The sequence below is a fragment of the Hyphomonas sp. genome, from assembly GCF_041689225.1.
In the GTDB taxonomy this organism is placed as follows: Bacteria; Pseudomonadota; Alphaproteobacteria; order Caulobacterales; family Hyphomonadaceae; genus Hyphomonas.
Genome location: NZ_JBDNGN010000103.1, coordinates 1 through 12168 on the forward strand (window position 1 = coordinate 1; position 12168 = coordinate 12168).

General features: G+C 62.0%; 11 protein-coding genes. All 11 read right to left on the reverse strand.

Translation table 11 applies throughout. The features are described from left to right. Positions 1-136: 136 nt before the first annotated feature. Positions 137-1036, reverse strand: a complete 900-nt coding sequence (locus ACESNB_RS09230) for a hypothetical protein (RefSeq protein WP_373006535.1) — start codon at positions 1034-1036, stop codon at positions 137-139. 69 nt (positions 1037-1105) lie between these two features. Next, a complete protein-coding gene (locus ACESNB_RS09235; protein ID WP_373006537.1) occupies positions 1106-2965 on the reverse strand; it encodes an AMP-binding protein in 1860 nt (619 codons plus the stop codon). A 195-nt stretch (positions 2966-3160) separates the two neighbouring features. Continuing rightward, complete coding sequence (glmM, locus tag ACESNB_RS09240) at positions 3161-4501, reverse strand: phosphoglucosamine mutase (protein ID WP_373006539.1); 1341 nt, start codon at positions 4499-4501, stop codon at positions 3161-3163. 59 nt (positions 4502-4560) lie between these two features. Continuing rightward, the gene (gene cysQ, locus ACESNB_RS09245) at positions 4561-5349 is read right to left on the reverse strand and encodes a 3'(2'),5'-bisphosphate nucleotidase CysQ (protein WP_373006541.1); all 789 of its coding nucleotides are present in this window, start codon (positions 5347-5349) and stop codon (positions 4561-4563) included. Between the two features lie 24 nt (positions 5350-5373). After that, positions 5374-6258, reverse strand: a complete 885-nt coding sequence (locus ACESNB_RS09250) for an FKBP-type peptidyl-prolyl cis-trans isomerase (RefSeq protein WP_373006543.1) — start codon at positions 6256-6258, stop codon at positions 5374-5376. 72 nt (positions 6259-6330) lie between these two features. Further along, on the reverse strand, positions 6331-7533 hold the full coding sequence (locus tag ACESNB_RS09255) for a threonine ammonia-lyase (protein ID WP_373006687.1): 1203 nt from the start codon (positions 7531-7533) through the stop codon (positions 6331-6333). A gap of 168 nt (positions 7534-7701) precedes the next feature. Further along, on the reverse strand, positions 7702-8070 hold the full coding sequence (locus ACESNB_RS09260) for a response regulator (protein ID WP_373006545.1): 369 nt from the start codon (positions 8068-8070) through the stop codon (positions 7702-7704). Further along, complete coding sequence (locus ACESNB_RS09265; protein ID WP_373006547.1) at positions 8067-9092, reverse strand: sensor histidine kinase; 1026 nt, start codon at positions 9090-9092, stop codon at positions 8067-8069. The genes ACESNB_RS09260 and ACESNB_RS09265 overlap by 4 nt, the downstream gene beginning before the upstream one ends. A 146-nt stretch (positions 9093-9238) precedes the next feature. Beyond that, a complete protein-coding gene (locus ACESNB_RS09270) occupies positions 9239-11074 on the reverse strand; it encodes a dipeptide ABC transporter ATP-binding protein (RefSeq protein WP_373006549.1) in 1836 nt (611 codons plus the stop codon). 128 nt (positions 11075-11202) lie between these two features. After that, positions 11203-11883 (reverse strand): OmpW family protein, encoded by a 681-nt coding sequence (locus tag ACESNB_RS09275; RefSeq protein WP_373006551.1) that lies wholly within the window; start codon positions 11881-11883, stop codon positions 11203-11205. A gap of 113 nt (positions 11884-11996) precedes the next feature. Beyond that, positions 11997-12167 carry a hypothetical protein gene (locus ACESNB_RS09280; protein WP_373006553.1) on the reverse strand — a complete coding sequence of 57 codons (171 nt, stop codon included), beginning with the start codon at positions 12165-12167 and terminating at the stop codon, positions 11997-11999. Position 12168: the final 1 nt, after the last annotated feature.

Below are 12168 nucleotides of genomic sequence, written 5' to 3' on the forward strand. Positions count from 1 at the left end.
CATGCGCACGGCCCAGAAACACACAATCGAAGACGTCATCCATGAAACCGGAAAAATCGTGAAGACCATCAGCTCATCCGAATGCCAAAACTATATCACAGGAGCGGGTTATGCTTCCGCCGAAAACTGAAACGCTCTAGAACCGGGAGAGGCCGGCGAGGTCAACGCCGCCAAGTTCCATCTGGTGCACGAGGTCGGCGAAGGCGCGGCCCTTGGTGTCCTGGGGCAGGGTCTTGAGCGCCGAAACAGCCGTTGCGCCGAGATCGCAGACATTGAGCGAACTGACGAGATCGCGTGAATCGGTGCCGGTCTGGGCGGCCATAAGAAGGGGCATGACCTGCGGATCAGACACCATGGACATGACGACGCCCTGCATCGCGGCCTTGTCGGTGTTGGTGAGGGCGCCACGGGCGACCGGATGGATCCCGGAATCCTCGATCGCGACGAGGAGGTGCGTCACGAGTTCGAATCCGTAATCGCGCAGCGGCTCTTCCAGCATTTTGAGTTCGTGGTTGAGCGCGGACTTGTCGCCAAGGATGGACGGATCGAGGCCGGCGTACCTGCTGCCCTGGCACCAGGCATTGCCGGCATGGGACGCAGACTTCAGGCGGTTGCGGGTCATGGCGAGAATCGTGTCGAGGTGGCGCGTATCCGCCCGGGCAAGATCTGCCGCGTGCTCCTTGAGCAGGTCGGCAGCGTGATCGAAGACGATTCCGGCCTGCTCAGCCTGCGGACGCCTGTTGGCCTTGGCGAGGCGTTTCCCGAGATTGGCTGACGCGCCGGGATCGACGCGGGCGAGCGTTTCGAAATAGGTCTTGGCCACCTTGGATGTGAGGCCCGCTGGGCTGCGAGCAGGACGTGCGTCTGCAGCCGCGACAATTATCTCCGCTTTCTGTCCTGCCGCGTCGGTCTTGGGCGTGCCGGGGAAGTTCAGGGCAAGGAAAAACGCCCCGCTCACCACTGCAATGGTCGTGACAGCGAATACGGCATTGCTGCGGCGTACCGGAGGCTTGCCTCCGCGGGCGTCAAACGTCATGAGGCAACCCTCCCGAGTGTAGGGAACCCTAGCTGGAAAACCCTGACAAGGCTTTAAGCATCCTGTGGATCAAAGCTGGACGACACCATCCGCTGGCGGACTGGCGTATATGCCCTTCACAAGGTCGGCGCGCCGGTCGATCACGAGACGCTGGTTGACATAGCCCTTGTCGGTGATCTCGCCAGCGTCAATCGAAGGTGCCTCTGTCAGCACCAGGAGGCGCTTGATCCGGCGCGATGACCCTGGTTCACCGGCATTGAAGGCCTTTGCCTTTTTTGCCACTTCGTTCGTGAAGGCCTGAAGGGCCTTGTCCGGATCATTGTCCGCCGCCTTCACGTACTGCTCCATGATCGCCTGCGACGGCCAGACCATCGCGGACGCGAAATCCTTGTCCTGGCCGGCGATGACCGCGTCGAAAATAAGCGGAGAGCAGGCGGCCACAAAGTCCGGACGCAAGGTGCCGACGCTGACCCATGTGCCGGACGAGAGTTTGAAATCTTCGCCAACCCGGCCATCGAAGACGAGACCCTTTTCCGGGCGTTCCGCATCGACAAAGGTCACGGCATCGCCGAGGCAGTAAAAGCCTTCTTCGTCGAAGACTTCTGCATTCGTCTTCGGGCTGTCGAGATAGCCTTGCATGACGGAAGGCCCTTTGACGCGCACTTCCAGTTTGACCCCGTTCGGGACCAGCTTCAGGGTCATGCCCGGAAGGGGTAGGCCAATCAGGCCGACGCGTTCGGCTTCCCAATGGACGACGGTGACACCTTGCGTTTCGGTGGCACCGTACATGGTGATGATCGGGATGCGGCGCCCGGTCGCCTTGATGGCAAGGGCCTGCAGGCGATCGTAAAGGTCGTCGGACAGCGTTGCGCCGCCATAGCCGATCGAGCGCATATTGCGGTAGAAGGCGTGCAGCAGCGTGTCGTCTGCTTCCATGGCATCTGCCAGCATCGCGAGTGCGATGGGCGCGGTGCCAAAGGAGGATGGCGAGCAGTCCCGGATGTTCTCGATCGTCTGTGGAAAGAGGGCGGGGGTGGGCTTGCCGCCGTCGATCCAGAACGTGGCGCCGTTCCAGATCGCGCCGTTGAAGTTTACATTGGAACCGGAGATATGGTTCCAGGGCAGCCAGTCGAGCACGTTGTGGACCTGGTCAGGATCATGCTCGGGATCGCGGGCATCGTCGCGCAAGCCTTCCTGGCCGCCAATCATGGAGCACATTGCACCCTGCGTGGTCGGAACGGGTTTCGGCAGGCCGGTCGAGCCGGAAGTGAAGAGATACTTGCCGATGGAGGAGTCGCTCAGCCTGGCCATCGCGTCTGCAACAGCCGATGTCGGGGCGGTTGTGGCGAGCTCATCATAGTGGCGCACGGTATTCTCGCCGCCGGGGTCCGCCGAGAATATCCGGCAGTCATCGGCGCCGAGCGCAGCAATTGCCTTGCGGAATGGCTTGTATTGCTCAGCGAAAATGATGGCAGGCTTCACCGCGCCGAAGCAATGCTTCAGCTTTTCATAGTCGGTCGACATTAGGGAATAGGGCACCGAGATTGGCGCAGCCGGTGCACCGACCTTCTGGGCGGCGAGGATGACCATGGCAGAGCGGGTGGTATTGCCGGACAGGATCATGACCGGCGCGTCCGGCCCGGCGCCAAGCTCAAGGAAGGCCTGCGCGAGGCTGTCCGTGATTGCCTTGGCCTCGCCGTATGTCAGCGTATTCCATTCATCGGTCTGGGTGTCGCGCTCCCTGAGAAAGGGCCGGTCGGGATGTTGGGCGGCGCGCTCGTCCAGGCAATGCGGGATGGTTGTCGGGCGGGCGCCCGGAGCCTGGCGCGGGGTCAGGTAGATCGCGCCGTCATCCGAGCGGGTCATGTGAATGTCCGGCGCCTTCATCGGCAACAGGCGAAATTGCGGCAGGCTTTGCCCTTCGGCCATGGCTGCTTACTCCCTTGGGTTCTGATTATCCGGTTTTCTCCAGTGTATTCGAAATGCCGTTCTTTGCCATACATGAACGTGAAATCAGGCGCCCGAACGACGCCTTGACGTTGAGGCAGGCGGGCCGGGTTGCCTTATCGCCGCAACGGAAATACCTATCAATCCTGATAGGGAGCATAGCGCGAAGCAGCTGTCTCAGGCTTCGGCTTTCACCGCATCGACAACAAGCTGGAGGGCCTGTTTCATCAGGTCGGCTTCAAGCGCTTCGGCCATGACGCGGATCAGGGGCTCGGTTCCGGATTTTCGCGCGACCATACGGCCGCGTGCGCCCATCAGGATTTCTGCTTCGGCCAGCGCGGCTTTCACGCGGGCGCTGTCCATTGGATTGGGGCCGGAATAACGGATGTTGACGAGTTCCTGGGGCGCCGGTTCGAACACACGGGCAAGCGCCGACATCTTCTGGCCGCTCGCTGCGAGCACGGAGAGCACGTGCAGGCCGGCGAGCAGGCCGTCGCCGGTGGTAGAAACATCGGACAGAATGATGTGGCCTGACGGCTCGCCTCCGAAATTGAAACCATGAGCACGCATATGTTCGCCAACATAGCGGTCGCCGACGCGCGTGCGCGCCAGCGTCAGGCCGACTGATTGGAGATACTGGTCGAGGCCCATGTTCGACATGACCGTGGACACGATACCGCCACCCTTGAGGCGACCGGTTGCATGCAGCTCCCTGGCGATCAGCGCCATGACCTGATCGCCGTCGATTTCGGCGCCCGTTTCATCCACCACGATGACCCGGTCAGCATCGCCGTCGAGAGCAAGGCCAATATCTGCGCCGCAATTCAGCACGGCGGCTTTCAGCGCGCCGGTATCGGTCGATCCGTACCCGGCATTGATGTTCATCCCGTCGGGACCTGCGCCGATCACTGTCAGGTCAGCGCCACAATGCAGAAGGGCTTCCGGGGCGGTTTCAAAGCCGGCCCCATGGGCGCAATCGAGCACGACCTTCATGCCCTTGATCTTGCTGCCCGAACTGACCGTCGCGAGGCAGCTGCGGACATAGTCGTCACCGACGCCGACCATGCGCTGCGGCGTGGCAATCGTCTCAGGCGGCGCAAAACTGTCATCGAATGCGGCAGCCATGGCCGCTTCGAGCGCTTCTTCGGTCGGGTCGTCGAATTTCAAGCCCTCGGGGCTGAACAGTTTGATGCCATTGTCTTCGTACTTGTTGTGCGAGGCTGAGACCATCAGACCGAAACAGGCGCTTGTCGTGCGTGTGGTCATGGCGACGGCAGGGGTGGGCACGATACCGGCCAGCAGGGGGGTAAGGCCCATGCTGGCGAGGCCAGCAACGAGGGCGGCCTCGATCATCTCGCCGGAATTGCGCGTGTCGCGCCCGATCACGACAGCGCCTTTACCGTCCGGCGCGAAGGTGCGTGCGGCAGCGATGGCGAGCCGGAGCGCAGTTTCCGCCGTCATCGGCTGCTGGTTCACGCGGCCGCGAATGCCGTCGGTTCCGAAATATTGCCGTGCCATGCGCTGCATCTCCCTGCTCGTTCCTTGGCAGATTTGCGTCTGTTAATCGAGAGGGGCACTCAACAGGGTGTCACGTCGCCATAGACGATGAAGTGCGGATTGTCGTAGCCGCGTCCGCGCTTGCCATAGAGGAGTGGTGTGCCTTCCTCGGTGAGGACGCGTCCGCCAGCGGCTTCGACAACGGCCTGGCCGGCAGCGGTGTCCCACTCCATCGTGCGGCCCATGCGCGGGTAAAGGTCAGCTTCACCCGCTGCGATGAGGCAGAACTTGAGCGATGATCCGGCACCCAGCGTCTCGTTGACCTTGTGCTTTTCCAGCCAGAGATCGGTTTCCGGTGTGCGATGGGACTTTGACGCAATCGCCGTGACGCCGGCCTCCGGGCAGGCACGAATCCTGAGCGGCTGGCGCTCTGTCGGCACATCTGCGCCGGGCGCGGCCTCGGCCTGCCAGCCGGAATTGTGGCTTTCGGCCACGAACAGGCGGTTTTTGGCGGGCGCATACACGACGCCCATTACCGGGCGGCCGTGTTCGATGATGGCGATGTTGACCGTGAATTCGCCATTCCGGCTGACGAATTCGCGGGTGCCGTCGAGTGGGTCGACGAGGGCGAAGCGGTGGCCATGTTCGGGAACGCGTCCTTCGCTGGCTTCTTCTTCCGCGATGACCATGAGGGTCGGATCGGCCGCGGCCAGCGCCGCGAGGATCAGAGTCTCGGCCTTCTGGTCTGCCGCCGTGACAGGCGAGGCATCGCCCTTCTGCTCGACGGCAAAGTCGCTCTCATAGATCTCCATGATCAGCTTGCCGGCATCGAGGGCGATCCGGGCAAGTGTGTCCGCACTTATGGTCATATCGTGTTCCGCCTGGTCCAGCGCCTAGCCGCGCTTCATCACGTCCATCATTTCGACTTCGAAGATCAGCGGGGCATTTGGCGGGATCGAGCCGCCGGGGGTGCCCATTTCGCCATAGCCGAGGTCTGACGGGATATAAAGCATCCAGCGATCGCCGGGGCGCATCATTTCAAGCGCTTCAACCCAGCCTTCGATCAACTGGTTCGACGGGAAGGTTTCCGGCGAACCGCGCTCAAAGGAACTGTCGAACAGCTCGCCGGTCTCGGCGAGGCGGCCTTCATAATGGACGGCGACCATCTCGCCATTCTCGGGCGATGGGCCGGACGGGTCACCGCTGGTGAGGATGACATATTCGAGGCCGGATCCTGTTTTCTTGACTTCCGGCAGCGCGGAATTCCAGGGCATGTATTTTTTCCAGGCGGCGGTGTCGGACACTTTCGGCACCATCACTTCAAGCAACTGGACGCGGAAGACGAGGTCGTCACCCGCCTTGATGACCTTGCCACGCGCCGAATTGCCATAGCCGAGCGCATTCGGGATGAAGAAGAGATAGTCGTCGCCTTCGCTCATCAGCTGGAGGCCTTGCGTCCAGCCCGGGATCACCTGGTTCAGGCGGAATTGCGCAGGCGTGCCGCGCTCGAATGAACTGTCGAACTTCTCGCCGGTGGCGATACGGCCATCATAATTGACGCTGACCATGTCGGTCGGCACGGGCGACTTGCCGTTTTTCGGGCCTTTCGTGAGGACTATATATTGCAGGCCGCCTTCGGCAGACTTCACGTCTTTGCCGGCGGGATCCCAGGGCAGGTATTGTTCAAATGGGGCATTCACGTCGGTAAGGTCCTTGGTCTGGCTGCAGGCAGCAATCATGAAGAATGCAGCGCAGGCTGCAACGAGTGTGCGGATCATCTTGGGTCAGGCTCCGTCTGGTTCAGGTCTGGCGTGGGTTTAGGGCGCTTTTCCGGGCAAGTCACCTTACCGCTACAGAGGCCGTGGCGGGTAGCCCTCGGCGGTCAGGGCGTCGATGACGTCCTGCGTGTGCTGGGCATCACGGGTTTCGATCAGGATGTCGAATTCGGCGCCTTTGGCCGGCACGTCGAGTGCGAGCCGGTTGTGCGCGACTTCCATGATATTGGCGCCATTGTCGCCGATGATCTTGGAGACAAGGGCGAGAAGGCCTGGCCGGTCGTCGCCGATGATGCGGATCGAGGCGAGGCGCTTTTCCCGCACCAGCGCACGGGTGAGGACCGAGGCGAGTAGGCGCGTATCGATATTGCCGCCGCAAAGGACGAGGCCGACCTTCTGGCCTCGGAATTTGTCCGGATGGGCCAGCAGGGCGGCAAGGCCCGCGGCGCCGGCGCCTTCAGCGATGGTTTTCTCGACATTCCCGAACAGGGTGATCGCCTGTTCCAGGTGCTCTTCTTCGACGAGTAGGATTTCATCGACGAGCTCGCGGGCGACTTTCAGGGGGAGGCGGCCGACCTCGCGAACGGCGATGCCTTCGGCGATTGTGGCGCCACCGGCGTTGACCTCCCGGCCTTCGAGTTCGGCGAGCATGGCCGGGTACATCGAGGTTTCGACGCCGACGATGCGGATGTTCGGGTTGGTGCCCTTGGCCGCGATGGCCATTCCGGCGATCAGGCCACCGCCGCCGATTGGCACGACAAGGGTTTCGAGATCCGGCTTTTCTGCAAGCATTTCAAGGGCAATCGTGCCCTGCCCGGCCATGACATGGGGATCGTCAAACGGGTGGATGAAGGTCAGGCCTTCGCGCTGGCAGATGTTGTAGGCCTCGGTCTTGGCTTCGTCGAAACTGAGACCATGGAGCACGATCTTGGCACCATGGCTGCGGGTCTGCTCGACTTTGCTGAACGGCGTGGTGCGGGGCATGACGATGGTGGCGGGGATGCCGAGACGGCGGGCATGGTAGGCGACACCCTGGGAATGATTCCCGGCCGAGGCAGCGATGACGCCTGCTTCGCGCTGGGCCTCTGTCAGGTGGGACAAGCGGTTGAGCGCGCCGCGTTCCTTGAAAGCCGCCGTGAACTGGTGGTTCTCGAACTTCACCCAGACGTCTGCACCGGTAATGGCCGACAGCGTCCGCGAATGATGCATCGGCGTACGCACGATCTGGCCTTCGAGGACGCGGGCAGCGGCTTCGATATCAGACAGCGTGACGGGCAGGGCGGTGATCATTGTATCAGGCATTCAGGTGGTCCCGGATCAGGTCGGGCGCACCCTATTCGCGCAATCCTGCGAGGGCAAGGCGGGTGTGGCTGGGGCGCAGCAAGGGTGTGGGGAGGGCGTCTGGCGTAAAGGCGGCGGGTTGGGGCAGCGGAACCGTGCGCTGGTTCAGGCGCGCGTGTTGAGCATCAGTTCAAGAGCTGCGGCCAGCTTCTGTTCGTCATAGGGCTTTTGGAGGACATGGCAGTCAGCGAAGCGGTCGGCGAGGCCGCGGCGTCCATAGCCTGACACGAAGAGGACGGGGATGCCCGCAGCGAGGAGATGATCGGCGATCGGGTCGCTTGGTTGTCCGTTGAGATTGAGGTCGAGGAGGCCGAGGTCGATGTCCGGGCCCGAGGCCAGGAAATCCATGGCCTGGTCGACGCTGGTCGCGCTACCGGCATGATCAAAGCCGAGCTCGAGAACAATGTCTTCCAGGTCACAGAGCAGGATGGCTTCATCTTCGACAATGAATATGCGTTTTGAATTCTTTGTCATGTCCTGTTCTCCAGCCAACCCTCCATCGTGCAAACCAAGCCGTCAGCATTGTACTCAAGCGAGATATAGCCATTGATTTCCTGCGCAAGGATACGGGTAAGCATCGTGGTCCCGAAGCCCTTGCGGCTGGGTTTGTGCACTTCCGGCCCGCCTGACTCGCGCCAGGTGAGATCGAAATGCCCTTTTCCTGCCTGATCGTACGTCCAGCCAATGTGAATGGTTCCCTCGTCATTCGACAGGGCACCGTATTTCGATGCGTTCGTGGCGAGTTCATGCAGCGCCATGGACAGGGCCTGCGCCTGTTTGGCCGTGACGGTCACGTGCGGCCCGTCGAGGGTGATCCTGCCGACAGCGTCGCCATCATAGCCAAACGGGTTCATGGCATTGGCGAGGACGGCTTCGACGTGCGATCCTTTCCAGTTCTTCTCCACCAGCAGGTTCTGGACCTCAGACATGGCGTGCATGCGGGCGAGCAGGTCATCGCGGGCACCCTGCATTGTCTTGGAGTCGACCAGCGACATGCGCGCGACAGCCTGCATGGTGGCCAGTGAATTCTTCACGCGGTGATCGAGTTCGCGCATCAGGACCTGGTTTGCCTTTTCACTGCTGTGCTTTTCGGTGATGTCGACGGCGTTCTGGAGGACGAACGCGACGTCGCCACGCGCATCCCGGATCGGTTCGTGTGTACAGGTCCATACAATCTCGCGCGTGCCGCCGCCGTCTACGGGAATGGCAAATGGCTCTGTGGTCAACTTGTTGAGCGTTCCGGCGAGAGCCTTGCGGAAAGCTGCTTCGAAGAGCGCCATGCGTTCCTCGGTTTCCGGAAAGGCCTCGAATACGTAACGGCCCTGGATCTCGGACATCATGCAGCCCGTGGTTTCAAGATAGGCTTCGTTGGCAAACACGATGACGAGGTCCTGATTGAGCATCATCAAAGGCGTCGGGGTTGCGGCAAAGACCTGCAGGAAGTCGATTTCGCCCAAGGGCGCGCGATCCAAGCGGCGGCTCGTGGTGTCGTCCATGGGTCGAACCTCATTCACATATAGTCCGCGTGAGCGGGCCCTACGGTGTATTTGCAGCAGGTGAACGTGCCTCAGGACATTCTAGTCCAACTTTTCGAACGCGGACTAGGTGTATTTTCAGTTGCATGCAGCCTTGGCGCGAACGCCTATCCTATATGGAGCCCTTCGCTGCCGAGGACAGCATCATGCTCGGCGACGAGATGACCAGGCGTGATTTCGACCAGCTGGGGCTGGTATTGCTCGGCGTCCGGGTCATCGATGCGTTTCGATTTCAGGAAGCGCAGGGGCGCACGGCTGTCGAGCGGGCTTGGCAGGTCGCCGGTCAGCTTGATGCGCTCACGGGTGCGCTCGAGCTTCGGGTCGGCAGCCGGCACGGCGGCGATCAGGGCCTTGGTATAGGGGTGGCGGGCGTCTTCGTAGATGGCGGTGCGTCCAGCCAGTTCGACCACACGGCCGAGATAGAGCACCATGACCCGGTGGCTGATCTCGCGCACGACCGAGAGGTCGTGGCTGATGAAGATCATGGCGAGGCCGAATTCCTTCTGGAGTTCGATCAGGAGATCGACGACCTGGGCCTGGACCGAGACGTCGAGGGCTGAAACGGCCTCGTCACAGATCACGAGCTTCGGTTTAAGGATCATCGCGCGCGCAATGCCAACACGCTGGTTCTGCCCGCCGGACAGTTCGTGCGGGTAGCGGTTGATGAGGGCCGGATCGAGACCGACGCGAGGCATGATGGCCTGGACGCGCTGGTCGCGTTCGGCGCGGGAGAGGCGCGGCGCGTGGACCTGCAGCGGCTCTGCAATCGAGGCGCCGATGGTCATGCGGGGGTCGAGGCTGGCGAGCGGGTCCTGGAAGACGATCTGGAGATCGTCGCGCAGGGCGTCCATTTCGGACTTGCCCGCCTTCGTGATGTCCTTGCCGAGCCAGGCGATGGTGCCATTGGTCGGCGGGATGAGGCGCAGCACGCCGCGCGCGAGCGTGGACTTGCCGCAGCCGGACTCGCCGACGACGCCGAGCGTTTCGCCAGGGCGCAGGTCGAAGGAGACACCATTGACCGCTTTGAGCGGCTTCACCTTTCCGAACAGGCCGCCTTTGACGCGGATCGGGAAGTGGATTTTCATGTCGTCCACTTCGAGCACAGGCTTCACGGCGGGATCGGGGGCAGGGCCGAGGGTTGGCCGGCCCCGGCGGTCAGGCTGGTCAATCCGGGGCACGGCTTCGAGCAGCATTTTCGTGTAGGGATGCTGGGGCTTGTAGAAGATGTCGTCGACGCTGCCGCGTTCGACAATCTCGCCATGGCGCATGACGATAACGCGGTCGCACATGCGAGCCACCACGCCCATATCATGTGTGATCAGGGCAATGCCGGTGCCGGTGTCGCGTTTCAGGTCGTTCATCAGGTCGAGAACCTGCGCCTGCACGGTCACGTCCAGCGCCGTGGTTGGTTCATCCGCCAGCAGCAGGCGCGGACCGCACAGCATGGCGATGGCGATCATGACGCGCTGGCGCATACCGCCGGACAATTCATGCGGGAACTGGTCCATGCGGCGAGCCGCTTCCGGAATGCGGACGTTTTCGAGCCATTCAACGCACCTCTTGTTGGCGTCCTCACCCTTGAGGCCCTTATGGAGGGTCAGCACTTCGCGCATCTGCGCGCCGACCGTCATGTGCGGCGTCAGGCTGGTGAGCGGGTCCTGGAAGATCATCGACATTTTCGCGCCGCGGATCTTGCGCAGGGTCCCGATGGGCGCGTCCAGCATGTTGGTGCCGTCAAAGTCGATATGGCCCGTGGCCGTGCCATTTCCGGCGAGCAGGCCGAGGGCCGCAAGCGCTGTCTGGCTCTTTCCGGAGCCGCTTTCGCCGACAATGCCGAGGCATTCGCCTTCAGCGACGTCAAAACTGATGCCGCGCACGGCGTTCACGATGCCGTCGGGCGTTTCGAAATCAACCCTCAGGTCCTTCACGGAAAGAATGCTCATGGCGGCAATCTCTACAGGCACGGGGAAGGTGTGCAATGTTTTCAACGCACAAAAAAACCGCGCCGGTGTAAGGCGCGGTTTGAGTTGGCGGGTCCGGCCCATCGGGAGGCAGGCCGGTCGCCGGGCTGTCAGAACCTGTAGCCGAGGCCGACCCCAACAACGATCGGGTCGATATCGACGTCAGCCTTCACATGGGTGCCGAGCGCCGTGGTGAAGTTGACTTTGACGTCTGTGTTGATCCAGATTTTCTTGATGTCGGCGTTGAAAGCCCAGCCACCGGGCTCGCCATCAAGGTCATAGTCGAAGCCGGCCTGCAGGGCTGGTCCGAAGCTGGAATCGTAGGAGATACCGTCGGCAACCGAGCCTTCGTCCTCGTTGAAGAAGAAGGTCGCGTTCACGCCTGCGCCAACATAGGGCTTGAACTGGCCCATTTCGGTGAAGTGATATTGCACCGTCAAGGTGGGTGGCAGCAGCCAGACGTCGCCAAGGTCTACCGTCGCGTCGGTCAGCGCGCCGGGCACGGTGACGTTGACGGCCTTCACGTCATGCGGCGTGACGGCGAGGATGAGTTCCGCCGCGATATGCTCGTTGAAGAAATAGGTAATGTCGAATTCCGGCACGTATTGGTCGGATATATCGACGTCGCCGGGCAACGTGGCGCCGCCGGCCTTCAGTGTACCGGCTTCGTCCGGCAGCACGCCGAGCACGCGCGCCCGCAGCATCCACGGACTGTCTTCCGCATGGGCTGTGGCGCTGACGCCGGTCCATGCTGCGCTCGCCATGAGAGCGGTGATGAATAGTTTTCTCATTGGTCTGTTCCCCGCAATGTGTGATCCAATGCGGGTGATGTAGACCCCGGATTTTACGGGGGTAATTGCCCGTTTTGACGCGCGGTTGCACGCCGCGCGGCATGTGCGCGCTTCTAGGTAAAAGTCCCGATTGTGCCGGATGCGGGTTGGCCGGACAGTGGCGAATTGCGCCTGAACCATTGGCCGGTGCGGCGTGATGACAGGGCCTTTCCCCTAGCGGCAGGCTTGAACTTGTCGGCGCGAGCGATGAACATGCCCGCCAGACCCATGCCGGAAACGGCCATC